The 24,768-nt window shown below is 69.1% G+C and carries 23 protein-coding genes, 1 tRNA gene and 1 pseudogene; 10 read left to right on the top strand and 15 right to left on the bottom strand.

The features are described 5' to 3' along the window. Positions 1 to 63 precede the first annotated feature (63 nt). Positions 64 to 2,031 carry a M1 family metallopeptidase gene (locus tag MJ605_RS13690; protein WP_243042093.1) on the bottom strand — a complete coding sequence of 656 codons (1,968 nt, stop codon included), beginning with the start codon at positions 2,029 to 2,031 and terminating at the stop codon, positions 64 to 66. Positions 2,032 to 2,166: 135 nt separating this feature from the next. On the opposite strand from MJ605_RS13690, the gene queF reads away from it, so the two are divergent. Then, positions 2,167 to 2,991 (top strand): NADPH-dependent 7-cyano-7-deazaguanine reductase QueF, encoded by an 825-nt coding sequence (queF, locus tag MJ605_RS13685; protein ID WP_243042092.1) that lies wholly within the window; start codon positions 2,167 to 2,169, stop codon positions 2,989 to 2,991. A 153-nt stretch (positions 2,992 to 3,144) separates the two neighbouring features. Further along, the gene (locus MJ605_RS13680; RefSeq protein WP_243042091.1) at positions 3,145 to 3,744 is read left to right on the top strand and encodes a hypothetical protein; all 600 of its coding nucleotides are present in this window, start codon (positions 3,145 to 3,147) and stop codon (positions 3,742 to 3,744) included. A 63-nt stretch (positions 3,745 to 3,807) separates the two neighbouring features. On the opposite strand, the gene MJ605_RS13675 is transcribed toward MJ605_RS13680, so the two are convergent. Continuing rightward, positions 3,808 to 4,359, bottom strand: a complete 552-nt coding sequence (locus MJ605_RS13675) for an HdeD family acid-resistance protein (RefSeq protein ID WP_243042090.1) — start codon at positions 4,357 to 4,359, stop codon at positions 3,808 to 3,810. A 278-nt stretch (positions 4,360 to 4,637) separates the two neighbouring features. On the opposite strand from MJ605_RS13675, the gene MJ605_RS13670 reads away from it, so the two are divergent. Further along, on the top strand, positions 4,638 to 4,844 hold the full coding sequence (locus MJ605_RS13670) for a CsbD family protein (RefSeq protein ID WP_243042089.1): 207 nt from the start codon (positions 4,638 to 4,640) through the stop codon (positions 4,842 to 4,844). Positions 4,845 to 4,919: 75 nt separating this feature from the next. Here the strand turns inward: MJ605_RS13670 and MJ605_RS13665 are convergent, their stop codons facing one another. From MJ605_RS13665 to MJ605_RS13640, 6 genes are all read right to left on the bottom strand, one after another. After that, entirely contained in the window at positions 4,920 to 6,461 is a 1,542-nt protein-coding gene (locus MJ605_RS13665) for a TolC family protein (RefSeq protein WP_243042088.1), read from the bottom strand. After that, on the bottom strand, positions 6,442 to 8,433 hold the full coding sequence (locus tag MJ605_RS13660; protein ID WP_243042087.1) for an FUSC family protein: 1,992 nt from the start codon (positions 8,431 to 8,433) through the stop codon (positions 6,442 to 6,444). The genes MJ605_RS13665 and MJ605_RS13660 overlap by 20 nt, the downstream gene beginning before the upstream one ends. Next, positions 8,414 to 9,463, bottom strand: coding sequence for a multidrug transporter subunit MdtN (gene mdtN / locus MJ605_RS13655; protein WP_243042086.1), 1,050 nt, complete (start codon positions 9,461 to 9,463; stop codon positions 8,414 to 8,416). Before mdtN ends, MJ605_RS13660 begins: the two co-directional genes overlap by 20 nt. 2 nt (positions 9,464 to 9,465) lie before the next feature. Continuing rightward, positions 9,466 to 9,702: a YtcA family lipoprotein gene (locus tag MJ605_RS13650; protein WP_243042085.1), complete on the bottom strand. Its 237-nt coding sequence runs from the start codon at positions 9,700 to 9,702 to the stop codon at positions 9,466 to 9,468. Positions 9,703 to 9,785: 83 nt separating this feature from the next. After that, positions 9,786 to 10,187 carry an MAPEG family protein gene (locus MJ605_RS13645; protein ID WP_243042084.1) on the bottom strand — a complete coding sequence of 134 codons (402 nt, stop codon included), beginning with the start codon at positions 10,185 to 10,187 and terminating at the stop codon, positions 9,786 to 9,788. 138 nt (positions 10,188 to 10,325) lie between these two features. Continuing rightward, positions 10,326 to 10,712 carry a hypothetical protein gene (locus MJ605_RS13640; RefSeq protein ID WP_243042083.1) on the bottom strand — a complete coding sequence of 129 codons (387 nt, stop codon included), beginning with the start codon at positions 10,710 to 10,712 and terminating at the stop codon, positions 10,326 to 10,328. A gap of 71 nt (positions 10,713 to 10,783) precedes the next feature. On the opposite strand from MJ605_RS13640, the gene MJ605_RS13635 reads away from it, so the two are divergent. From MJ605_RS13635 to MJ605_RS13610, 6 genes are all read left to right on the top strand, one after another. Beyond that, a complete protein-coding gene (locus MJ605_RS13635; RefSeq protein WP_243042082.1) occupies positions 10,784 to 12,424 on the top strand; it encodes a Na+/H+ antiporter in 1,641 nt (546 codons plus the stop codon). A 171-nt stretch (positions 12,425 to 12,595) separates the two neighbouring features. Then, the gene (locus tag MJ605_RS13630) at positions 12,596 to 12,925 is read left to right on the top strand and encodes a BufA1 family periplasmic bufferin-type metallophore (protein WP_243042081.1); all 330 of its coding nucleotides are present in this window, start codon (positions 12,596 to 12,598) and stop codon (positions 12,923 to 12,925) included. Between the two features lie 66 nt (positions 12,926 to 12,991). Beyond that, positions 12,992 to 13,909 carry an MNIO family bufferin maturase gene (gene bufB / locus MJ605_RS13625; RefSeq protein WP_243042080.1) on the top strand — a complete coding sequence of 306 codons (918 nt, stop codon included), beginning with the start codon at positions 12,992 to 12,994 and terminating at the stop codon, positions 13,907 to 13,909. A 7-nt stretch (positions 13,910 to 13,916) separates the two neighbouring features. Further along, the gene (locus tag MJ605_RS13620; RefSeq protein ID WP_243042079.1) at positions 13,917 to 14,894 is read left to right on the top strand and encodes a hypothetical protein; all 978 of its coding nucleotides are present in this window, start codon (positions 13,917 to 13,919) and stop codon (positions 14,892 to 14,894) included. A 5-nt stretch (positions 14,895 to 14,899) separates the two neighbouring features. Then, entirely contained in the window at positions 14,900 to 15,709 is an 810-nt protein-coding gene (locus tag MJ605_RS13615) for an HvfC/BufC N-terminal domain-containing protein (protein WP_243042078.1), read from the top strand. A gap of 13 nt (positions 15,710 to 15,722) precedes the next feature. Beyond that, the gene (locus MJ605_RS13610) at positions 15,723 to 16,238 is read left to right on the top strand and encodes a DoxX family protein (RefSeq protein WP_243042077.1); all 516 of its coding nucleotides are present in this window, start codon (positions 15,723 to 15,725) and stop codon (positions 16,236 to 16,238) included. A gap of 27 nt (positions 16,239 to 16,265) precedes the next feature. On the opposite strand, the pseudogene MJ605_RS13605 reads toward MJ605_RS13610, so the two are convergent. From MJ605_RS13605 to MJ605_RS13590, 4 genes and pseudogenes are all read right to left on the bottom strand, one after another. Continuing rightward, positions 16,266 to 16,529: pseudogene (locus MJ605_RS13605) on the bottom strand (transposase); the annotation flags it as partial. Positions 16,530 to 16,742: 213 nt separating this feature from the next. Then, positions 16,743 to 17,699, bottom strand: coding sequence for a helix-turn-helix transcriptional regulator (locus tag MJ605_RS13600; RefSeq protein ID WP_243042076.1), 957 nt, complete (start codon positions 17,697 to 17,699; stop codon positions 16,743 to 16,745). A gap of 301 nt (positions 17,700 to 18,000) precedes the next feature. After that, positions 18,001 to 18,077, bottom strand: a tRNA-Arg gene (locus tag MJ605_RS13595). 194 nt (positions 18,078 to 18,271) lie between these two features. Further along, entirely contained in the window at positions 18,272 to 20,170 is a 1,899-nt protein-coding gene (locus MJ605_RS13590) for a M61 family metallopeptidase (RefSeq protein ID WP_243042075.1), read from the bottom strand. A 262-nt stretch (positions 20,171 to 20,432) separates the two neighbouring features. On the opposite strand from MJ605_RS13590, the gene MJ605_RS13585 reads away from it, so the two are divergent. Then, entirely contained in the window at positions 20,433 to 21,017 is a 585-nt protein-coding gene (locus MJ605_RS13585) for an outer membrane protein (protein ID WP_243042074.1), read from the top strand. Positions 21,018 to 21,165: 148 nt separating this feature from the next. Here the strand turns inward: MJ605_RS13585 and MJ605_RS13580 are convergent, their stop codons facing one another. From MJ605_RS13580 to MJ605_RS13570, 3 genes are all read right to left on the bottom strand, one after another. Then, positions 21,166 to 22,599, bottom strand: a complete 1,434-nt coding sequence (locus MJ605_RS13580; RefSeq protein ID WP_243042073.1) for an amino acid permease — start codon at positions 22,597 to 22,599, stop codon at positions 21,166 to 21,168. 153 nt (positions 22,600 to 22,752) lie between these two features. Further along, entirely contained in the window at positions 22,753 to 24,015 is a 1,263-nt protein-coding gene (locus tag MJ605_RS13575) for a sterol desaturase family protein (RefSeq protein WP_279237578.1), read from the bottom strand. 2 nt (positions 24,016 to 24,017) lie between these two features. Beyond that, the gene (locus MJ605_RS13570; RefSeq protein WP_243042071.1) at positions 24,018 to 24,737 is read right to left on the bottom strand and encodes a lysoplasmalogenase; all 720 of its coding nucleotides are present in this window, start codon (positions 24,735 to 24,737) and stop codon (positions 24,018 to 24,020) included. Positions 24,738 to 24,768: the final 31 nt, after the last annotated feature.

Below are 24,768 nucleotides of genomic sequence, written 5' to 3'. Positions count from 1 at the left end.
TGATAGGGTCTTTGTCTCTAGCTTAGCCGGCATCCCGGCCTGCGCCGGGATGCCGGGCAAAGGTCACGGCATCGTCAGGCTGTTGTTGCCGCGGTCGGCGTCCGGCAGCTTGTGCTCCGGGTCGAGCGTGAGCTTGCTGATGCGCTTGGTGGTGGGCAGCGCCAGCTTCGGCGTGGCGCTCTGGCGCCACGTCTCCACCGGCACGCGCACGTCCTCGTGGCTGCCGTCTGCGTAATCGATGCGCAGCGTGGCCGGCATCACCAGCTTCTGGCGGCTGGCGAGCGTGACCGACACACCCTTGGCGGGATCGTTGTCGACATAGCTGGCCGCACTCACACCCATGTCCAGCTGCCAGTTGTTGAGGTACCAGCCGCGCCACCACCACGACAGGTCCTCGCCCGCCTCGCTGCTCATGAAACGGAAGAAGTCCGACGGCGTGGGATGCCGGTACGCCCAGGTGGCGATGTAGCGGCGGAACGCGGGATCGAAGCGCTCGGGCCCGAGGATCTGCTCGCGCAGCAAGACCAGGCCCAGCGCGCCCTTGAAGTAGCTCACCGGGTGGCGGTACTTCTCGGCCACCGAATCGGCCGGCGCCATCAGCGTGGGCGCGGCGGCATCGGCCAGCAGCGGCAGGATCTCGTCCACCGGGTTGCCGCCCTTGGGCGCGTATTCGCCGTCGCGCTTGGGCGCGTACTCGCCGTGGTTGAACGCATCGGACGCATAGACGTCGATGAAGGTGTTGAAGCCTTCGTCCATGAACGCGTTGCGGCGCTCGTTGGAGCCCACGATCATCGGGAACCAGGTATGGCCGATCTCGTGCGCGGTGATCCAGAACAGCATCGGCCCCTTGTCCTCGTAGCCGTCGAACACGATGCCGGGGTATTCCATGCCCGCGCCATGCCCGCCGAGGTTCACCGCCACCGGCCAGGGATACGGATACCACTTGGCGGAGAAGTGCTCGACCGCGCCCTTGAGGTATTCAGTAGAGCGGTTCCACTGGTCCTTGCCCACGCCCTCCACCGGATACACCGACATGGCCAGCGCATGCTTGCCCTCGGGCAGGTCGATGCGCGCGGCGTCCCATACGAAGGCCGGCGAGGCGGCGAAGGCCACGTCGCGGGTGTGTTCCATGTGGAAGCGCCAGGTCTGCGTGCCGTCGCGCTTGGGGCGGGTGGCCGGGTCGTTCACTTCCTGCGGCGTGCGGATCATCACCGTGGCGTCGCTCTGCGCGGCCTGCGCCAGGCGTTGCTGCTGCGTGGCGGTGAGCACTTCCTTCGGATTGACCAGCTCGCCGGAACCGGCCACCAGGTAGTTCCACGGCACCGTCACGGCGTAGTCGATGGTGCCGTATTCGAGGTAGAACTCCTGGCCGAGATAAGGCAGCGTGTCCCAGCCGCGCAGGTCGTCGTACACCGCCATGCGCGGGAACCATTGGGCGATCTCGTAGATGTCGCCGTTCTTCGTCGGCGTCACCGCGGTACGGCCACCCCAGGGGCCCGGCACCGTGTAGTGGTAGCGGATGCGCAGCTTCAGCTGCCTGCCGCCGCCGGCCAGCGCCTGTGGCAGGTCCACGCGCAGGCGGGTGTCGTCGACCAGGAAGTGCACGGGCCTGCCGTCCACTTCCACCGCGTCGAGGCTGTAGCCGTCGGTGGATTCCGCGCGCGGGCGCGGCGCGGCAAGCGAGCCGCGCGAATCGCGGCGGTAGCCGTTCTGGTCCAGTTGCACCCACAGCTCGTCCAGCGCATCGGGGCTGCGGTTGGTATAGGTGATGGTCTCGTCGCCCTGCAGCGTATGCGTGGCCGGATCGATCTGCGCCTGGATCGCGTAGTCCGCGCGGTTCTGCCAGAACTGCGGTCCCGGCTTGCCGGCGCCGTCGCGGAAGGCGTTGGCGGCGTCGGGCAGCGAAAGCGGCGCGAACAGCACCTGCGGATCGAACACGGCATCCGGGCCGTCGGCGAAGGCAGGGGCGATCGAGGCGCCAGCCAGGAACAGGCCCGCGCCGATGCGGCAGGCCAGGACGGTATTCTTCATGCAGATGGTTCCTTCGTCTCCCCAGGATCACCGGACACTATAGAAACCGGCCGCGCCACTGAACCGGGCCAGTGGTCATGGTCCCGCCCGCAGGTTTCTGCGATGGCCCGCGGCGCGCGACGCTACAATGCGCGCATGAGCACTCCCGAACATTCCCCGCTCGGCAAGGCCACGATCTACGCCGACCGTTACGACCCCTCCCTGCTGTTTCCCATCCCGCGCGCCGCCAAGCGCGAGGAGATCGGCGTCGCCCTGCCGCTGCCCTTCCATGGCGTGGACGTGTGGAATGCCTACGAGCTGTCCTGGCTGGATACGCGCGGCAAGCCGGTGGTGGCGCTGGCCGAGTTCCGCGTACCGGCCGATTCGCCGAACATCATCGAGTCGAAGTCGTTCAAGCTGTATCTCAACGGCTTTTCGCAGGAGCGCATGGCCAGCGCCGGCATGCTGGTGGACACGCTGGCGCGTGACCTGTCCGTCGCCGCCGGCGCGCCGGTGGAGGTGACGCTCAGCGAAGCGCGCGCCCAGGGACATGCCATGGCCGACCTGGAAGGCACGCTGATCGACGCGCTGCCGCTGGACATCGACGACTACGGCCCGCCGCGCGCGGACTACCTGGTGGCCGATGCCGCGCGCCCCGCGGTGGAGGAAGCCCTGGTATCGAACCTGTTGCGCTCCAACTGCCCGGTCACCGGCCAGCCGGACTGGGGCAGCGTGCAGGTCCGCTATCGCGGCGCGCCGATCGACCCGGCCGGCTTGCTGCGCTACCTGGTGTCGTTCCGCAACCACAACGAATTCCACGAGCAATGCGTGGAGCGCATCTTCGTCGATGTCATGCAACATTGCCGACCCGAGCAACTCAGCGTGTATGCGCGCTATACCCGCCGCGGCGGTCTGGACATCAACCCCTACCGCAGCACCGGCACCGAAGCGCCGGACAATCCGCGCGGCGCGCGCCAATGAACGGATGCGCCACCGGTGTTAAGGCAGCGTGGAGGGGCCACGGCTGGTAATCGGGGCTTCAGTCCCATGGGACTAGCCTGTTTTTCCAGGCGCCCGGCAGTCGCGGCATCGCCGGCCGGGTGTGTGTTCAGCCACCAGCCACGGGGTCTGCCCATGAACATTCAGGCACGCAACACCGCTTTGTACTGCGCGACCCTTGCCGGCCTGCTGATGCTCAGCGCGTGCGGCAAGAACGACCAGGAATCCGGCCCGCCGGCATCGCCCGCGCCGCCCGCGAGCGCGCCGGCACCCTCGCCCACCATGCCGCCGCCGGCGGCTACCCAGTCGTCCGCGCCGCCGCAACCCGCGCCGCCGGCCAGCACGCCGCCGCCGGCCAGCAGTTCCGGCAAGTCGGCCAGCGTGCAGCCGCATGACATCAAGGTCACCGCGGTGACCATCGGCGGCGCGGTGGATGCCTCCTCGCTCGCGATCAGCAAGGAGCAGCGCCGCTTCTCGCCGCAGGACAAGTCCATCTATGCCAGTGTCGCCACTACCGGCAACACCGACAATGCCACGCTGAATGCGCAGTGGAGCTACGAGGACGGCAAGGAACAGCCGTTCAGCAGTACCAGCGAATCCATCGCCACCGACGGACCGGCCACCACCACCTTCAAGGTACAGAACCCCAATCCCTGGCCGACGGGCAAGTACAAGGTGGTGATCTCGCTCAACGGCAAGGCCGTCGCCAGCGAGAACTTCGAGGTGCGCAGCTGACGCCGCGCGTCCGCGCAAGCATCGAGGAAAAGGCGCCCCACGGCGCCTTTTCCTCGGAGAGCATCAGAGCGCCGACTTCCAGCGATGCAGGCGCACGCCGGCCACCAGCTGCAGCACGCCGTACACCAGCGCGGCCGCGCCGATCCAGATCGCCACGGTGAGCAGCCCCGCCACCGGATAGGCCACGAACAGCAGGCCCAGCAGGATGGCGAGCACGCCGCTCAGCGCGATCATCCACTCGCCCTGGATGTGCTTGCGCACGCGGATGGCGAACACCACGCGATAGACGCCGGCCACGATCAGCCACGCCGCCAGGAAAACCAGCAGCACGTTCGCCATCGCCAGCGGATGCCAGATGGCCAGCAGCCCGAACACGATGGAGGCGACGGCATACAGCACCAGCCACCCGCGCGAGATCGCCACCTGGCGCTGGAACAGCGCGAACACGCTGGCGATGCCCTCGGCCAGCGCCATGATGCCGAATGCCCAGGCCAGGGCGATTACCGTGCTGCCCGGCCAGAGCAGCGCGCTGAGCCCGAACAGTATCGAGATGACGCCGTAGATCACCAGCAGCCAGCCGGTACGGCCGACGTCCTGCTGCAAGATGGAGCCCATATCGCGATCCTCCTGATAAAAGTGGGTTGGCACGTCCCATGACATCGTGCAGCGGCATGGAACCATGCGCTTGCCGCTGCCGTCGCCCACCATGCCGAGACGCCATCGACGCACCATCGGCGTGGAGACGATGCGAACGCCGTATCAGGCGCCGCCATACGCCCATGAACCGCAACCACCACAGGCAACGCCTCGGGCACGTGGACTTAACTCCAGGCTTGCTCGAATCCATGGTTGCCATGCGTATGGCATCCCACCGACACCAGCGAGGCAACGTCATGAACCAGGACACCATCCAGGGTCAATGGAAACAGCTCAGCGGCCAGATCAAGCAGCATTGGGGCAAGCTCACCGAGGACGACCTGAAAGTGACCGAAGGCAACGCCGAATACCTTTCGGGCAAGCTGCAGGAACGCTACGGCATGGCGCGCGACGAGGCGGAGAAGCAGGTCAAGGCCTTCGAGAAAGAACTGCGCCATCATTGACGATCCGGTACGTCGGCGGATGCACCGCCGCCGGGCGGCGCGTCCGCTGGCGATGGCCGGGACCGACGCATCGCCCTACCACGCCGGCGCGGCTCCCAGCGATCCGGTGACCAGGGCGAGCGTGGCCGCGGCCGTCAGCGCCTGGCTGCGCGCATCGCTACGGGCGTTCCTCGCCTGTAGCCATTGGCTCTGCGCCAGGGTCACGTCGGTGAGCGTACCGACGCCGCGGCGATAGGCCGCCAGCGCCGCGTCGAAGGTGATCCCGGCCGCCTGCACCAGCGCCTCGGCGGCATCGCAGGCGGCCAGGCTGGTGCGCAATGCATTGTCGGCCACCGCGACCTGGCGCGCGGCTTCGTCGCGCACCTGCGCCAGCCTGGCGCCGGCGCTGTCCGAGGCCGCCTGCGCCCGCGCCAGCATCGCCGAGCGCGTGCCGCCGTCGTACAGCGGCATGGTCACGCCCAGGAACACCGTGCTGCCGAAGTGATGCCCACCCACGTTCACGGTAGGCGGCTGCTGGCCGGCCGCAGGCAGCGCCGCCACGTCGAGATCGCCATGGCCGTAGCTGCCCGTCGCGGCGAGGAACAGCTTGGGCCGGGATTCGGCGCGCGCCGCGCGCACGTTGGCCTGGCTGGCCTTCATGGCGGCATAGGCCCCCAGCACGTCCGGCCGCCGCGACAGCGCGGCCGCGATCATGTCGTCCAGCGGCCTGGCCAGGTCCAGCGACAGCTTGCGCTCCGCCAGTTCCGCGATCCTCAGCTCGCTGGTGGGCGGCACGCCCACGGCGGTAAGCAGGGCGACATAGGCGTCCCTGGCGCCGCCCTGCGCCTGTACGCGCGCCAGCTCGGCCGCGGCGGTCGCCTGGCGGGCCTGCGCCACCTCGACCACGGTGCCGATGCCCTGCCGGTAGCGCGCCTGCGCGGCCGCCTCCACCTGCCTGGCATTGTCCAGCGCCTGCACGGCCGTCCGCGCGCGGGCCTGCGCGGCCGCATGCGCATAGAAGGCCGTGCTCACCGCGTGGATCACCTGCTGGTGCGCGGCGGTGAAGGCGATGTTCGAGGCCACGGAGACCTGCCGCGCGGCCTCGACCAGGGCCGAGCGCTCGCCGAAGTCGAACAGCAGCCATTGCACGGACAGGACCGAAATCGTGCCGTGCGCCGAATCGCTGCCGTCGGCGCCCAGCCCGGAGACGGCATCGCGCGCATGGCCGTGCTGCCGGCCCTCCAGCGCGCTGGCGGCGAGCTGCGGCAGGTAGGCGCTGCGCGCGATGCCTTCGGCCAGCGCGGCGCGGCGCGCCTCGTCCCAGGCGATGCGCGTATCGGGGTTGCTGGATTCGGCCAGGTCGATCAGGTCCGGCAAGGCATAGGCCCTGCCGGCGTCGAGCCCGGCCGGCGCCGGCGGCAGCATGGCCAGGGCACGGTTGGCCGGCAGGACGTAGCCCGCCTGTCCCGCCGCCGCCGTCGCGGCGGCGCCGGCGACGATCTCGCCATCCTGGTTCGTGGCCGGTTGCCACGGTCGATCGGGGGCCGGCGGCGCCAGGTCCAGGCTCGACGTCGCACAGGCCGACAGGCCCAGGGCCAGCGCCGGGACCAGCAGGATGTCAGACCAGCGCATGGACATGGCCCGCGTCTCCGTCCGCCTCGATCCCGGGTGCCGCGCCTTCGATGGCCCGCAGCGCGGCGTCGGCCACGGCCCACGTCGCATCGGTGCCCGGCGCGTGGCTTGCAATGACGGCGGGCGGAGCTTCGGCGCCATCGATCCAGCGCGCCACCCGTTCGAGCCGCTGCCCGAATGCGACACCCGGCGCCGCCTCGCGTCCGGCGGCCAGCAGCAAGGGCGCCGTCGCCGCCAGCGCCTTGCGCAAGAGCACGCGGCGCTGGCGCAGCCAGGATCGCGACGGACGCAGCGGGCCCGGTTCGTAGTGGGCCAGTTCCAGGTCGCGCATGACCTCGGCACCGCCGGCCAGCACCTGCGCCGCGATCGCGCGGCGCGCGGTGGCGGCCGGCGCCGAAACCATCTCCCCGAGCCGGCGCAGCAGCCCGGCCATGGCCGGATCGACGCGCCCGGCGATGCCGACCGGCCAGAGCCGGGTGAAGAACAGATAGGCCACCAGATTGCCGAGCAGGATGCCGATCACGCGGTCGCGCGCGATGGTGAGGTCGAAGGCCGGCCCGGCGCCCTGCATCACGCACAGGAAGAAGGCGAACGCCACCTGGAAACCGGCATAGGCGATCCTGGGGCTGCCCGCGGCGATCCACGCGCAGGCGAAGGCGCCGAGAAAGACGATCGCCATCAGGCCGCCGATGGAGGTCGCGGCGGGAATCAGGAACACGATGGCGGCGGTACCGACCAGCGCGCCGGCCAGGCAGCCCGCGATGCGCAGCGTCAGCTTCTCGATGGTCTCCGCCGCGGTGGGCAGGGCGACGATGTAGCAGGTGATGAAGCAGGTATGGATGCCCGGCCAGTCCAGCAGCTCGTACAGCACGTAGCAGGTCAGCGCGGCCGCCGTGGCCTTCAGGGCGTACTGCACATGCACGGCGCTGCCGAAGGCATCCGGCAGCAGGAAGCCCGTCTTGCCCTCGCCGTGTTCCGTGGCCGGCGGCGCGGCGGCCGGCGGCGGCGCGGCGAAGCCAGCCAGCACGCCGCGGAATTCGTCCAGCATGGCGGCCTGCAGCGGCGACGGGGCATCTCCCGCGTCGGGCGGCAACGTCACGTCGAGCGGGTAGCCGCCGTCGGCAAGCATGTCCGCCATGGGTTCCAGGACGTCCGCCAGCGCGATGCGCCACGCATCCGGCAACGGCGCGCCGCCCTCGCGCGTGGCGAGGTGGACCAGGAGCATCAGCGCGAGGCTCGATGCCTGCGCCTGCTTCAAGGCCGCCAGATCCGGCGGCGGCGAGGACGCCTCCAGCGCCGCCATCCTCAACCATTCGGGCAGCTTGCCGGGCGCCTGCGCCAGCTCCCCGGCGAAGGCGCGCCGCGTGTCCCCGCCGTGCATGCGCAGCATCGCCGCGCACAGGCGCAGGCGGCCGGCCAGGGCACGCCCCAGCAGGCGGCGCGGCGAGGGCGCGGCCAGCAGGCTGGCGAGCAGCGAGACGCCCGCCGGGATCCCCACGAACAGCCAGGCGTAGCGCAGCGCACGCGTCGCCACCTCGCCGCTGTGGAAGCCGCCGAGCAGGTCGAGGCCGTAGCCGACGATCAGGGCCAGGATCGGCGCGATGGGACGCAGCTTGCTCGCCGAGGCCAGGAACAGCCATCCGAACGACAGCACGCCCATGCACGCCACCCGCGCCATGGCGTCGTCGATGGTGAAGAGGGCCACCCCCAGCACCAGCGCGATGACCAGCGTCACCAGCAGCAGCTCCACGACCGACATCACCACGCTGGTCATGCGGTCGGCCGCGTTGAGGAAGAACACCACGTACACCGTCAAGGCCGCGTCGGGCGTCTGGTAGAACTCCACCACCCACGCCACCGCCGCGCAGGTGAGCGCCTGGCGCAACGCGAACGCGCGCCGTCCCGGCGTGGCCGCGAACAGCAGCCGCGACAGGCCTCGGACGCCCGCCCGCAGCCGTTCAATGGCATGCCGCGCCATGCTTCACCTCCACCACCGCGCTGGCGCCCAGGCGCATCAGGGCCTCCGGCGGCCTGTCCAGGCTGACGCGCACCGGGAATCGCTGCGCCACGCGCACCCAGTTGAGCGAACGTTCCACGTAGGGCACGCCGCGCGGCAGGTTGATGCGTTCCTCGTCCAGCACGCCGGCGCCGATGCCCTGCACCGTGCCCTTGATCGCGCGGCGCCGGTCGATCAACGAATAGACCGTGGCGCAATCGCCGGCGGCGATGGAACGCAAGTCGTATTCGCGGAAGTTCGCCACCGCGAACCAGTCCTCCGTGACCACCAGCGTGAACAGCGCCTGCGAAGGCAGCACCGTCTCGCCGGACGTCACCGCCAGGCCGACGATGCGGCCGGCATGCGGCGCGCGCACGGTGGTGTCGGCCAGCGCCCGGCGGGCGATGGCCAGGGCGGCCGTTCGCGCGCGCACCGCGGCCTCCGCGCCTTCCTCGGTATCGACGGCGCGCTCGGCGGCGACTTGCTGCTCCTGCGCCTGCTGCAACGAGGTGACGGCATCGTGGCGCGTGGTCTGCGCCTGGTCGAGCTGCTGGACCGGCACGTAACCCTCCTCGCTGAGCGGGCGCAGCCGGTCCACCGTGCGTTCGGCCAGCTGCAGGTTGGTGACGGCGCGTCGCGCCTGCGCACGCGCGACGGTCGCGGTGGAACGCTGCGTGGACAGCACGCGCCGCTGCGTCTCCAGCGATGCGCGGGCCAGGTCCAGCTCGGCCTGCGCCTGCGCCACCGCCTGGCGGTAGGGCTCGGGATCGATCTGGAACAATAGCTGGCCTTTCACCACCAGCATGTTCTCGGCCACCGGGATGTCGATGATCCGCCCGCCGACGGCTGCCGCCACGTGGACCACGTCGGCATCGATCGTCGCGTCGTCGGTCGATGGCGCCTGCACGCGCCGATGCGCCGCGACGACGGATACCAGCACCGCCGCGACAACCAGCACGGCCAGGACCGTCTTGCCCCGCCAGCCGTGCGCCATGGCGCCGCCCTTGCGCATGGCTAGCTTCCGAACCAATACAGCCAGGCCAGCAGGGCGGCGCAGACTCCCACCGAGGCGCAGGCGAAGAGCGGCAGGGGCAGCGCGTTGGCAAGTCCCGTCGCCACCAGCGCGACGCGCACCAGCACGGCCGCGACGATGCCCAGCAGGGCGCACAGCATCCACGCCGGGAAATAGGCGCCGAACAGCTCGAACGACGGCGCCACCCGCGCGGCGCAGCCACCCAGCGCGAGGACCATCGAGGCGCCGAGCACACCGCGGTGCCGGGCGATCGCTTCAGCGGGAGGCGCCTTCCGCCTGTATGGTGTCGGCATGGCGGCGGTCACGACATGAGCAGGGCCATGGCCACCGCCAGCGTCGCCCCCCATCCGGCGAAGAATGCCAGCGTCCTCACCACCGGCACGCCAGCGGCATAGACCACGTAATGGACCAGCCTGGCCACGAGGTAGGTGCTCGCGGCGGTCCGCACCAGCGGCGAAGCCAGCCCCGTCGACGCGGCTACCAGCAGCAGCGGCGCGAACACCGCCAGGTTCTCGACGGCGTTCGCATGGGCGCGCCGGGCCCGCTGGGCCCACAGGGGCAGCCCCGGCAGGGCGTGGTCGCGGTTGCCCATGGTTTTCCACAGGCCGGCACGCCAGATCATGGCCAGCACGTAGGGTATCCACATCAGCGCCGTGGCCATGGCTACCAGCGCGAGGTCGTACAGCTCCGGGGATGGCTTCATCGATATGCCGCGTTGGTGATGGAAAAGAGGCGGTGCGGCCGCACGCCAAGGGTGCTGGAAGGCGCCCTGGCATGACTTGGAAAGTCTTGCGATGAATGGAAGGGGCTTGCGTTTCGGCCGCGCCGAGTGGATGGACACCTAATCCCAGCCCTCGATGACGATCTTTCCGCGGAGCGTGCCGCTTTCCACCCCGGCATGGGCCTGGCGCAGCGTGCCGGCGCAGATCGGCGCAAGCCGCACGCCCAGGATCCTGGCGATCCGCCCGGCATCGACCACCACCTCGTCCAGCAGCGTGTGCTGCCCGCCCATGCCGGCCGTCCGGCACAGCGCCCGCCCGAACATGTATTCCCAGTACGCGGACAGCGCCTTGGCCAGTTGGATCGCGATCGAGCCGGCTCCTGGGATTGCCGCTTCATGCGCCGCTTTGACTGTGGTTGCGCTTTCGGCGATGGCGCGGGCCCTCATCGCCTCCCTCGCCCCGCCGGCCATGCGAACATCGATGCGTGCGATCGACCGCCGTGCCACGGCAGGAGGCGCCTTCGCCATCCGCCGTTGGCGAAGGTGCCGTGCAACGTGGACCACCGACGAGGGCAGCCATGGAAGCGATAACGACCACTCTCCTGCTGCTGGCGAGCGTCGTCGTCAGCAGCATCGTCCAGCGCGTGGTGCGCGTCCGCCTTCCCCTGGCGATCGTGCAGACCGGACTCGGCGCGCTGCTGGCGCAGCTGTTCGACTTCCACGTCTCGCTGTCGCCCGAGGTATTCCTGCTGCTGTTCGTCGCCCCGCTGCTGTTCCTCGATGGCTGGCACATTTCCAAGGAGGGCCTGCTGCGCGACAAGTGGACGATCGGCGCGCTCGCCCTGGGCCTGGTCCTGTTCACGGTCCTGGGCGCGGGCCTGTTCATCCACTGGCTGGTGCCGGTCATGCCGTTGCCCATCGCCTTCGCGCTCGCGTCCGTGCTGTCGCCCACGGATGCGGTCGCGGTATCGGCGATGGCCGAGCGGACCCCGCTCCCCAGGCGGCTGATGCACGTCCTGGAGGGAGAAGCCCTGCTCAACGACGCCTCCGGCCTGGTCTGCCTGCGCTTCGCCGTCGCGGCCGCGCTGACCGGCTACTTCTCGCCCGCCGAGGCATCCCGGACGTTTCTGTGGCTGGCCGGCGGCGGCGTGCTGGCCGGCGCGGCGGTGACCCTGGCGGCCAATGCGACGAAGGACTGGACGGCCAGGCATTTCGGCGAGGAGACGGGCACGCAGATCCTCATCAGCCTGCTCATCCCGTTCGGCGCCTATCTGCTGGCCGACCGGCTCGCCGCGTCGGGCATCCTGGCGGCCGCTACCGCGGGCGTGGTGATGAGCTACGAGGAACTCGCCGGGCGCGCGCTCGCCAGCACGCGCATCCGCCGCGCCGCCGTCTGGGACGCCGTCCAGTTCGCGGGGAACGGCGTGGTCTTCGTCCTGCTGGGACACCAGTTGCCGGGCATCATCGCCGGCGCGGGGCGGGCCATCCAGCCGACCGGGCGACAGCACGCGCTGTGGCTGCTGGCCTACGTCGCCGCGATCAGCGCCATCCTCTACCTGTTGCGGGCCCTGTGGGCCTGGGCATCCCTTCGCCTGATCCTGTTCCGCGCGGCGCGCGACGGCCACGGGATCAGCGCGCCGGGCTGGCGGCTGGTCGCCGTGACCACGCTGGCCGGCGTTCGCGGCGCGGTGACGCTGGCCGGCGTGATGACGCTGCCGCTGGCCTTGCGCGGCGGCGCCGGCTTCCCGACCCGGGACCTCGCCATCTTCCTCGCCGCCGGGGTGATCGTCGTGACCCTGCTTGCCGCCAATGCCGGGCTGCCCTTGCTGATGAGCGGCATCAGGCTGCCGCGCGGGACGCTGGAGCAGCGCCAGGCGGAGGCGGCGCGCTCCGCCGCGGCCCGCGCCGCGATCCTCGCGGTGGAGCGCGCCATGCAGGAGGCGGGCAACGAAACGAGCGACCTTGGCCTGTATACGCAGGCCGGGGCCAGGGTACTGGCGCAGTACCGGGAGCAGATCCAGGCGCGCACCGACGCCGGCGACGCGAGCCAGCCCACCCGCACGCTCGAGGAGATCGAACGCGGGCTGCGCATCGTGGCACTGCGCGCCGAGCGCGACGAGCTGTACCGGATCGCCCGCTCGGGCAAGCTGACGGAAGAGGCGACGCGCGCCCTGGTCCGCGAGGTCGACCTGCAGGAATCACGCTTCAGCGCGCACTGACCCCGGCGAAGTCCAGCCGCATGCAAGGGCAAGCCGGTCCCAGGCGGCGCAAGATCACTCAATCCTCCACAGCCCTCTCTCCCGTAGCTTGGCGGGGCGGCGAGGCCATGGCGCCGGCAAGGCACCCTGGCTCCCCGGTCGCAGTTTCCCCCCAAGCACTGGAGAACACGCATGTCTGACCGCACCCTGTCCGCCCTCGTCGCCGGCGTCTTTGCCGCCGCCCTCGGCCTTTCCGTCGCGCCCGCCCATGCGCAGGAATTCACTCCCGCGCAGAAGAAGATCCAGGCGGAGCACACCGCGCTGGTCAAGGCCGGCAAGGTGGAACCCTGCTTCGGCACGGCCCTGAAGGGCCACAACGACTGCTACGCGGGGCCGGGCACCACCTGCGCCGGCACCAGCACGGCCGATTATCAGGGCAACGCCTTCCGGCTGGTGCCCAAGGGCACCTGTACCAGCATCTCGACGCCGAACGGCCCCGGCAGCCTCACCCCGAAGGTCTGACCCAGGGACGCCGACGCCGGGCCTCGCGGGGCCCGGCTTCCTCCCCGCGCGCAGAGGCCTACTCCCTTGTCCGAGCCGTCCGTTTCCGCCGCAAGCATCCGGCTGCCCTGGCGTGCCGGCGTCGGCCTGAAGGCCGAACACTACCGCGTGGTCCTGGACACGCGGCCGGAGGTCGGCTTCTTCGAGGTGCACGCGGAAAACTACATGGGCGCGGGCGGTCCGCCGCATCGCTACCTGTCCGCCATCCGCGATGCCTACCCGCTTTCCATCCACGGCGTCGGCCTGTCGATCGGCGCGGACCGGCCGCTCGATGCAGCGCATCTTGGCCGGCTGAAGGCACTCGTCACGCGCTACGCGCCGGGGCTGGTCTCCGAGCACCTGGCCTGGTCGAGCCACGACGCGGGCTTTCTCAACGATCTGCTGCCGCTGCCCTACACGCGGGAGACGCTGGCCCGCGTGGTGGAGCACCTCGACGAGGTGCAGGAAACACTCGGGCGCCAGGTGTTGCTGGAGAACCCTTCGACCTATGTGGCGTTTTGCGAAAGCACGTATTCGGAAACCGACTTCATCGCCGAGATCGCCCGCCGCAGCGGCTGCGGCCTCCTGCTGGACATCAACAACGTGTACGTCGCATGCACCAACCAGCGTTGGGATCCCACCCGTTACCTGGATGCGTTTCCCCTGGCCGCGGTACGGCAGATCCACCTGGCCGGGCATGCGGACGATGCGGACGAACAGGGACGGCCGCTGCTCATCGACACCCATGACCGCGCGGTCGCGGCGGTGGTGTGGGATCTGTTCGCCCGGGCGGTGCGCCGGACCGGCCCGGTCCCGGCATTGATCGAATGGGACGCCGCGGTGCCGGCATGGCCGATCCTCAAGGCGCAAGCGGAGCGCGCCGACGCCATCCTCCAGGCGTCGCTGCCGCCGGTTCCGCAGGCGTCACGGCAATCGTCCCGCCTGGCGGCCATGGCCAGGGGATAGAGAAGGAATGATCGCGCGCAAGGTCGCCATCTACTACGCCTGGAGCCATCCCGGCGAAACCGGGGCACCCCTCGGCGTGATCGAGGATCGCTTCCCGACGCTGTTCGAAAGCCGCCGCATGCGCTATCCGGCCTACGAGGAACTGGCCGACCCGCGCCGGTTCGACCAGGGCATCGCCGGCTTCCTCGACCACATCATGAAGCGCAACTTCAGCGTCTTCATCGACTGGACGAGGACGCTCACCGGCCGGTCGGTGGCGCAGGCCGAGCGCGTGGCCGGCGACGGCCGCGCCACGCCGCTCGACGCGGGTTTCCTCGACGGCGTCGATACGCTCATCGTCATCAGCTTCGATTCGCTGCGGACCCGCCAGGATGCCGGCCATGCCGAGATCGAAGCCCTCCGGGCGTTCCTCGACCATCCCGACCACCTGGCGTTCGTCTGCCCGCACCATGACATAGGCGACGTCGCGGACGTGCCGCACGGAGAGCGCATGCAAAGCCAGCTCGTGGAATTCCTCCACCATGGCGACAGGACGATTCCGCCCCGGCAGCAGTTCGGAGGCCTGGCGCGCTCGCTGCTGGCCGGCCTTGGCGTCCCGGTGGCGAACCGCTACGGCCTGCGTCCCGCGGCCGAGCCCGATGGCTCCCCGTCGCCGATCGAGGTCGAGGCCGGGCTGGATCGCCTGCACCTGTTGCAGGGCGTCGCCACGTTCAACCGGCACGCCCACCTGCCGCAGCTCGATCGGCTGGGTGCATCCGCAGGCAGGCTGGATGTGCTGGCCCGCCAGAAGATCGATCCGACGGCGCCGCCACATCCCTTCACGCGCGGGCGCAGCCATTTCGACGCCCTGCTCCAGTCGCGCCAGGAAACCTTCGCCGGCACCCTGCTCGTGGGCGACACGACGCTGTGGAGTTCGACGGCCGGCGGCGTCGACAGCCTGCGCCGGTTCTGGACCAACGTCGTCCAGCGCCCCCACCGGCCGTGACGCCGATGCCGCGCGCCAGCCATGCCGGCCCTCGCCGCCTGGACGAACGCCAGCGCGAATTCGCCGCGGCCCTCCTGGACCCCGGCCTGCCGGTGCCCGCCGGCATCGTCGATCCGGAGGGAAAACCGAGCGCCAAGCGTTTCGCCGTCTACCGGAACAATGTCGCCGCCGGCCTCATCGACGCGCTGGGCGCGGCCTTCCCGGCCGTGCGGCGCATCGTGGGCGACACGTTCTTCCCGGCGATGGCGCGGATCTACGCCGCGCGCCATCCACCCCGCTCGCCGGTGATGCTCGGCTACGGCGAGACGTTCGCCGGTTTCATCGGCGCGTTCGAGCCTGCGGCGGGCGTGCCGTACCTGGCCGACGTCGCGCGGATGGAATGGGCGTGGCTGGCGTCGTACCACGCGGCCGAGGCGTCGCCGCTCGACCCGGCCCTGCTCGCCGGCATGCCGCGGGATCGCCTGCCGGCGCTCCGCCTGGCCCTGCACCCGTCGTTGCGCGTGGTGCGATCGGCCTTTCCCGTGGTGAGCCTGTGGCGGATGAACATCGATGGCGGGACGGTGCGCGCCATCGACACCGGCGAGGGCGAGGATGCCCTGGTGGTCCGGCCCGACGCCGAGGTCGAGGTACGAATCGTGCCCAGGGGCGCGGCGCTCTTCATCCAGGGCCTGGCGGCCGGCATGCCCGTGGCGAGCGCGGCGGCCGGCGCCCTGGATGAGGATGCAAAGACCGACCTGGCCGGCACGCTTTCCGGGCTGCTGGCGCTCGACGCCATCGTCGGCCTGTCCCCGGACCCTGCGCCGGATTCCCCTTGATGGCGAGGCTCCCATGAACCTGACGCATCCCCATGCAAGCATCGGCCACGGCATCGGCAAGGCCCGGCGGTGGGCCAGCGCGACCGCCGGACTAGCCGCGCCGCCGCTGCTGCGGATCGCCCTGCTGCTGCCCTTCCTCCGCTCGGGACTGACCCGGTGGGATGGTTTCCCGTCGCTTTCCGCCGGGACGGTCTACCTGTTCGAAAACCAGTTCAAGCTGCATCTCTTCGGCGGAACCTATGGTTTTCCGGCACCCGACACGGTGGCCTTCGTGGTCGCGCTCGCGGAAACCATCCTGCCCGTCCTGCTCGCGATAGGCCTGGCCACGCGGCTGGCGGCGCTCGCGCTGCTCGTCATGACCGGCGTGATCCAACTGGTGTTTCCCGATGGCTGGATGAACTTCCACCTCTACTGGGCGGCCCTGGCCATCGCCATCATCGCGCTGGGACCCGGGCCGCTGTCGCTGGACCACCTGATCCTTCGCTGGCGGGACGCATCCGGCCGCGCCGGCGAACCACGTACCCAGTAAGGCGCCGCGCGACAGCGGGCCCATCTATGACTTCTTCGCGATGAGATCCCTCAACGCCTGGTTTTCCATGGCCAGCTCGGCGTACATCCGCTTGAGCTTGCCGTGTTCGGCCTCGATGTCGCGCAACCGGTGGAGGTCGGCATCGTCCATGCCGCCGTATTTGGACTTCCATACGTAATAAGTGGCTTCCGATACGCCAAGTTCCTGGCAGGCCTCCCTGACCTGGCGGCCACCCTCGATCTGCTGCAGCAGGGCGACGATCTGGCTCTCGGTGAACTTGCTCTTGCGCATCGCTTCGGGTCCCACGCGTCATGGTTGAAGGCACGGCGGAGGGCGCGCGGAAGCGGCGTGACTTCGCGAGCGCGACCCGGTGCCTCTGGACCGGGAGACGAGATGCCGGCACTCCCTTCCAACGGATACATCGGCGGACGACATGCTACGTGGCCCGCGCCCCGGAGAATTGACACTTCTTGCGCCGGCTTGATGCCCATTGCGGGTGGCGGTTTATTCCCTGGTCGCCGCGCGTCGGGCGGGGCGGCGGCAGCCATGCTCCCGCGCGTAGGCCGCGGGCGTGCAGCCGACATGGAAGTGGAACCTGCGCGTGAGGTGGCTCTGGTCGGCGAAACCGACCATCAGCGAGATCTCGGCCAGCGAGAGGTTGGTCTCCACGATCAGCACCTGGGCACGCCGTATCCGGCATTGCTCCACGAAGCTGAAGGCGGTCACCCCCGTGCTTTTCTTGAAGATCCGGCAGAAATGGAAGCGGCTGACATTCACCTGGCCCGCGAGGTCCTCCAGGGTGATGCTTCGATGGAGATTGTCCTCGATGAACGCCGTCAGCCGCGCCATCTCCAGCCGGCCGAGCATGCGGACGCGATCGGGTTCCTCGACGCCGAAGGTGTTGTAGCGCCGGAGCAGGTGGGCGGCGATCGCGATGGAGAGCGCATCGACCATCAGCACCTGGCACGGGTGCGGCTTCATCTCCATCTCGGCAAGGAAGGTCTGCACCAGGCGACCGATGACGGGATCGAACACCTCGAAAACGTTGCGGATTTCCACCTGCGGCACCGCGTGCCGCCCCAACTGGTCGGCGGCGGCGGCGATCAGCGAGGTCGGGATGCGCAACCGCGCGGACAAGCCCGAGTCGCCTTCCCAGGACGAAGGGTAGCCGGCCGGCATGATCAGCGAGGCTCCCGCCTTGACCATGCCATGATGGACGGTGCCCGCGCGCCGCTGGATCAACCGGGCACTGCCGGAAGGGCAATAGCAGATCAAATGGTGGTCCAGCCCGGCATAGCTCTCGGCGCACTTGAAATAGGGACGATGCAGGTCGACCGTCACCCCGCTCCAGCCGCGCTCACGGGTGCTTGAGATGGGTTGCTGCGGCCTGGCATGCAGGATCTCGTCGATCGAGATCAATGGTCGGCTCGATGACGACCGGGTGTCTGTTTCGGCAATCATGCGGTCCTCCGTCCATCGTCAACCGAGCCGTCCGGCCGACTGCTCGACCCATGAATCCTTCGCCACCTTGGAGAGCCCATGCGCAACTTGGCGCCCCTATTCTGGACCGCCGTACCGCCCCGGGTTCTAGTTTGATATTGCTCGCATTGGAACGAGGCTGCACCTCGCCGTGGAGCATCATCTGGAGGCCAGCTTGCCGCCCAGCCGCAGGCACAGGGCCACGCCGGATGTCCAGAACAAAACCCCGCCATTGGGCGGGGCTCCAGGAATGCAACGAACTCGATCTCGTCGAACCGGCATATGGCGCGCCCGGAGGGATTCGAACCCCCGACCAATGGCTTCGGAAGCCACTACTCTATCCGGCTGAGCTACGGGCGCATGAGCGTCGGCGCGTGGGCGGGGCAAGGCCCGGGCCGCACGGCGGATGCGCAGTATAGCGGAGTTGGGGGCGGGCGCCCATGTGTCCCTGGCCCTTTGTAGGAGCGCGCTTTGCGCGCGACCGGCCTGCGAAGCGGAATGTTGTGCGCTCCGCGGTCGCGCACTGGGTGCGCTCCTACAATGGCCTCCCGCGGTCAGCGGGCCTTGAGCAGCTCGGACAAGCGGTCCGGCTTGCCGGCGATGCGTTCCAGGTGCGGGTACTTCAGGCCGTCGTGGTAGTCGATGCGCAGGGTCTTGTACTCGTCGAAGTTCTTCACCAGCAATTCCACCGGCTGGCTCTTGTCCTTCGCCGCAGCGGTCACCGCGTCCTTGACGGCGTCGCTGGAGTATTCCTTGCCGTTCACCGCGATGATCTTCATGCCCGGCGACAGGCCGGCCTTGAAGGCAGGACCGTCCCACAGCACGTCGATGATGTCGCCGCCCTTGCCCAGCGATACACCCAGCGAATAGGTGAGATTGGCGCCGCCGGTGCGGGTCTCCAGCGCCTTGCTTACCGCCGAGGGCTTGTCGTTGTAGACCAGCTTCCAGCCATTGGCCGCAAAACCGCCGATCAGCGGGCCGTGCCCGTCCAGGCGTTCGCGCAGGTAGCTGGCCCAGTCGTACGGGGCGATGTCGTTGAGCGTCTTGACCACGTCCTCGAAGGTGTAGGTGTTGACGTCCCACTCGCCGTTCTTCACGCCGAAGAAGGCCCTGGCGAAGTCGTCGATGGAGCGCTTGTCGCCGGTGAGGTCGCGCAGCTTGCCATCCACGTCGAGCCAGATCATCTGGCCGCCGGAGTAGTAGTCCTCGCTCATCTGGTAGTTGCGGTACGGCAGCGGGCGGCGCATCGCGATGACCGGGTCGTTGGTGGTGTCCTGGATGTTGCGCCACTGCTCCAGGCCCGGGCGGCCCTTGTCGTAGGTGGCGGCCACGTTGGCCAGCATGTCCAACGCCTCGTCCTGCTTCCACAGGCCCGAGCGCGCGGCCATCACGTAGCCCCAGAACTGGGTCTGGCCCTCGTACACCCATAGCAGGCTGTCCTGCATGGGCACGTTGAAGCTGGGCGTGGAAAGATCGGCGCCGCGGCGGTACTTGCCGTCCCAGGAATGGTTGTACTCGTGCGCGAGCAGGTCGCGCGAGGTCACGTTCTTGTCCCACTCGGTGAAGTACCCGGGGCCCACGCCGTTCTCGCTGGAGCGGTGGTGTTCCAGGCCGTTGCCGGACATCTTCTCGCTGAGCGAGAACAGGAAATCGTAGTGGTCGTAGTGGTGCGCGCCATACAGCTTGTACATCTGCTGCACCAGGTTCTGGTGGATCTTCAGCTGCTCGGGGGTGATCTCCAGGTACTTCGGATCGTCCGCGACGATGTTGATGAACACCGGCGTCTTGGCGCCCGGATCCAGGTCCACGCGCTTGAAGTACTTGCCGGCATAGATCGGCGAGTCGACCAGGTCATCGTAGTCGATCGGCTTGAACTGCACCGTGTCGCCGCTGCGCGAGGCCACTTCCAGCGCGCTGCCGAACTGCCAGCCGGCCGGGAAGGTCACGCTGGTCTCGGCCTTGATGCGGCTGGCAAAGTAGCCCGCCGGATACAGCGACACCGTGTTCCATTGCAGGTTGAGCATTTCCGGCGTCATCACCACGCGGCCCTGGCGGGTGTCCTGCGCGGAGAGGAACTGGAACGCCACATCCACTTCGCTCGCGCCCTGCGGCACGTCGATATGGAAGGCGTACACGTTGAGCGGATCGCGCTTCCACGGCACCACCTTGCCGTTGGCCTTCACCACCAGGCCGGCCAGCTTGTCGATCGGGCCGGTCGGCGAATGGTTGCCCGGCAGCCACTGCGGGTACAGCAGCGTGAGCGGGCCCGGCCTGGCCGGCACCACCTCGCGCACGCGGAAGATGCGATGGGCGATGTCGGTCGCATCGACGCTGATCTTCAGCGTGCCGTCGAACGGAATGTCCTGCGGCGCGGGCACGTCGGCGAGCGCGGCGAAGCTGCCCAGCCCGAGGGTGGAAACGAGAATGGCGGAAGCGAGGCGCGAGGCTTTCAAGAGGTTCTCCTATGACGAACCCGTGCGGCCTGGCGCTCTGGCTGCACGGCACATGAACCTCCGATGCTAGTGCGCGATGGCATACCTCACACCCTGCCATTGGTCATGGCAGTGGCTGAACCTCGCCCATCCCGCAAACGCCGCAACAGGGCTCCCATCCGTTAAAAACCCGTATCCTTTCACTACCGCGATCCCCACGCGGACCGCCGCGACCTTCCCCCTTGTCGTCGCAGCGGAAACACAAAAAAAGATGGAGCACACCATGAACAAGACTCTGATGGCGGCCGCCTTGGCCGTCGTAGCCGTTGCACCGTTCGCCGCCAAGGCCGACGAGGCCAGCCAGCTCGACAACTTCTTCGTTGCCGGCAACCTCGGCCAGAGCAACTACCGCCTCGGCGGCGCCTCCGACAAGACCGACGTGTTCCAGAACGTCCGCTTCGGCTGGCGCTGGAATGGCATCGTGGGCGCGGAAATCGGTTACGCCTACCTCGGCAAGGTCAAGAACAACTTCGACTTCGCCAGCGTCTCGGCCAAGCCGCGCGTCGGCCAGGTCGGCCTGACCGCCAAGTACAACTTCTACAACAACTGGTATGTCACCGGCCACGGCGGCTACCTGCGCTCGCGCACCACCGGTGCCGTCACCGTGGGCGACGTCTCGGCCACCCAGAAGAGCTGGAACAACGGCTGGTACGCCGGCGCCGGCGTGGGCTACGACATCACCAGGAACGTCAGCCTGGCGCTGAACTACGACAACTACCACGTGAAGTACGACCGCGGCAGCGCCGACGACCTGAGCGGCAAAGCCAACGTGGCGACCTACTCCGCCTCGGTGGAAGTGCGCTTCTAAGCGCACTCATTGCGATGACGAAAAACGGCCGCGCAAGCGGCCGTTTTTTTATCCGATCCCATCAACTGTAGGAGCGCACCCAGTGCGCGACAGGCAACGGGGCATGGCGGTCGCGCACTGGGTGCGCTCCTACAACGGGATGCGAATCTCAGGTTTTTCCAAGCTTGCTATGGCGCATGCCGTAGCCGAAGTAGATCACCAGGCCCAGGCTCACCCACACCAGGAATACCTTCCAGGTGATCGCCGGCAGTTCCGACAGCAGCCAGATCGAGAAGCCGATGCCGACCAGCGGGATCAGCGGCACCAGCGGCGTGCGGAACGCGCGCGGCAGCTCGGGCTTGCGCCGGCGCAGGATGATCACCGAGCTGCAGATCACGATGAAGGCCGACAGCACGCCGATGTTGACCAGCTTGGCCACCTCCTCGATCGGCAGCAGGCCGGACACCAGCGCGGTGAACACGCCGAGCGCAACGGTGGGGCGGTGCGGCGTGCCGTAGCGCGGATGCACCCTGGCGAACCACGACGGCAGCAGCCCGTCGCGCGCAAGCGCAAACCAGATGCGCGTGGCGCCCAGCATGAAGGCGAACAGCACGCTGATCAGGCCGAACACCGCCGAGACGGAGATGATCATCGCCACCCAGTGCAGACCCAGGCCCTTGAACGCATCCGCCACCGGCGCATCGGTATTGAGCGTCTCGTAGTGGGCGATGCCGGTGAGCACCAGCGACACGGCCAGGTACATCGTCATCGAGATCAGCAGCGACAGCAGCACCGCGCGCGGCAGGTCGCGCTGCGGGTTCTTCGACTCCTCCGCGGCGGTGGTCAGCGTGTCGTAGCCGAACACCGCGAAGAACACCACGGCGGCGGCGGTGGCCACGCCCTGGAAGCCGAAGTGGCCGACGCCATCGGGGCCGACCACGCGCGCGGGAATGAACGGCACCCAGTTGGACGCCTTCACGTAGAACACGCCCACGCCGATCACCAGCGCCACCGCGGCGACCTTGATCGCCACCACCAGCGTGTTGAAGCGCGCGCCCCACTCGGTGCGGAAGGTCAGCAGCGCCGCCACCGCCAGCGTCACCAGCGCGGCGATCACGTTGAACACGTGGCCCTCGCCGGTGCCGATGGCGCCGCGCGCCCATATCGGCAGATCCAGCCCCATGCTGGCGAGCGCCGATTGCACGTAGCCGGACCAGCCGATCGCCACCACCGCGACGATCAGCGCGTATTCCAGCAGCAGGTCCCAGCCGATCAGCCAGGCGGCCAGTTCGCCCAGCACCGCGTAGCCGTAGGTGTAGGCGCTGCCGGTGACCGGGATCAGACCGGCGAACTCGGCGTAGCACAGCGCCGCCGCCGCGCTGGCGATGCCCGCGATCAGGAAGGAGATGACCACGGCGGGGCCGGCGTTGAGCGCGGCCTGCTGGCCGGCCAGCACGAACACGCCCACGCCGATGATGCCGCCGATACCGATGGCGGTGAGTTGCCATAAGCCCAGCACGCGGCGGAAGTCTCCGCGCTTGCCGGCTTCGGCCTGCAACAGCTCCACCGGCTTGTGGCGCACCAGCTTATTGAAGAAACCCATCAGCTCATTCCCAGGACAAACGAGCCGCGATCATAGCGAATGCCCACGCCGCTGCCACGCTGCGCCTGCCCGATGGCGCCGCATGCATGACCACTGGCCTATATCCGCGGGCGGCGCGGAGCGCCCCGGACAACGGTGCGCAGTTGCGCGACGCTAGCCTGGAACGGCCTTGCCGCCGTCCGCGCGGGCGGGCGCGGAGAGCGCCAGCCAGCCCAGCACCAACGCGCTGAGCACGGGCACGGCCGCCAGCGCGGCCACCATTCGGACGTCCAGATGCGGCAGCCCGAACCAGCCTCCGGTAAGCGGCGGCACCAGCGCGGTGGCGAACAGGCGCGCCAGTTCCCAGCCGATGCCGCTGCGCCGCCCCTCGGTGAGCGTGCCCAACGCGGTGAGGCTGAGCACCAGGAACACGGCATAGCCGGCCAGCGCGGCGGCGGGCAGGTGCTTGGCCAGGTCGAGGAACTGCACCGCCATGCCCAGCAGCAACGCGAACTGCACCAGGCTATAGGCGGTGAACCCACGCGGCAGCGGCGGCAGGTAACGTCCGCGGCGGATATCGAAGGCCGGCTTGGGAAAACGTTCGGCCACATCCGCCGGCCGCCAGCCCGGCGGCTTGATCCACACCAGCAGCTTGTCGCGCCAGCGCCGCGCGTGCCAGGCGTCCTTCGCCGTAGCCCAGTACACCTCGGCGTTGGCCCATAGCGGGTTCCAGCTGCGCAGCGGCGAGCGGGTGCCGAATACCGGCGGGTCCGCGTCGTCCTCCTCGACGAAGGTGCCGAACAGGTGGTCCCACAGGATCAAGATGCCGCCGTAGTTGCGGTCCAGGTACTTGTCGTTCACCGCATGGTGCGCGCGATGGTTGGAGGGCGAGCAGAACACGCGGTCGAACCAGCCCAGGCGCCCGATCACCTCCGTGTGCACCCAGAACTGGTACAGCAGGTCGATCAGCGCCACCACCACGAACACTTCCAGCGGATAGCCCGCGACCGCCATCGGCAGATAGAACAGCCAGCCCAGCAACACGCCGCTGCCGGTCTGGCGCAGCGCGGTGGTGAGGTTGTAGTCCTCGCTCTGGTGATGCACCACGTGCGCGGCCCACAGGATGTTCACCTCATGCCCGGCGCGGTGCAGCCAGTAGTAGCAGAAGTCGTAGCACAGCAAGCCGGTGACCCATACCCACGCGCGGTCGGCCTGCAGGTGGAAGAGCGCGATGCGCTCCACGCACCACGCGTAGATGCCGAAGCTGAGCAGCTTGCCGAACACCGCCACGATCTGCGAGATCACGCCCAGCGCGAGGCTGTTGATGGCGTCGCTGCTGTGGTACACGACGCGGCCGCGCCACTTCGCCACCAGCAGTTCCAGCGCGATCAGCGCGAAGAATGCCGGCGTAGCCCAGGTAATGATGGTTTCCTGCATGTTCACGTGTGCTTACCCGTCCCGTGGACCGAACGCGCCAGGCACCACAGCGCCGCGTAGTAGGTGGCCAGTATCCATAGCGCCGACAGCGGAATGGCGAGGCGGAAACGGTTCCAGGCCAGCAGTGTATCGCTGAGCATGAACAGCAGCGCGCCCACCGCCGCCCAGCGCGCCGGCTTCGCCAGCGCATCGTGGACATGCCGCCAGGCACGCGCCGTGGCCTGGCCCGCCATGCTGGCCAGCACCGCCACGTAGACCACCACCGGCAGGTGCAGGGCGTCCGGCAGCGAAGGCCAGAGCGCCCACAGGTTGATCGCCCCGTAGGCCAGGCAGGCCAGCAGCGCCAGCGAACGCGCGGTGAATCGCGTACCCACCAGCAGGGCACGGAGGAAACAAAGGTGGCCCAGCAGGAACGCCACCAGGCCCGCCACGAAGGTGTCCGCCGGCAGCATCAGGAAGATGTCGCCGGCCAGCGAGAACGTCATGCCCGCCACCATCCAGCGTCGGTAGTCCACCGAGATGGGCGGCGCGGCGCGCCAGGCGGTATAGAGGATCAGCAACGTCGCCAGCGGCTTGCACGCCCAGTGCAGCCAGCGCCAGCCGTCGGCGGCGTCGGGACCGGCAAGGATGGCGCCCACGATGGCGGCCACGGCCGCCAGCGCGATCGCCAGGTCGATGCCGCGTGGCGCGGCAGGCGCCATCGCAGCGTTTGAAACGGACATGCCCCGATCCCCTTTGGCCCGGACGCGTCCG

The sequence above is a fragment of the Dyella sedimenti genome (assembly GCF_022760995.1).
GTDB lineage: Bacteria > Pseudomonadota > Gammaproteobacteria > Xanthomonadales > Rhodanobacteraceae > Dyella > Dyella sedimenti.
The sequence above is the reverse complement of the archived record's forward strand: the minus strand, read 5'-3'. Positions and strand labels throughout refer to the sequence as shown.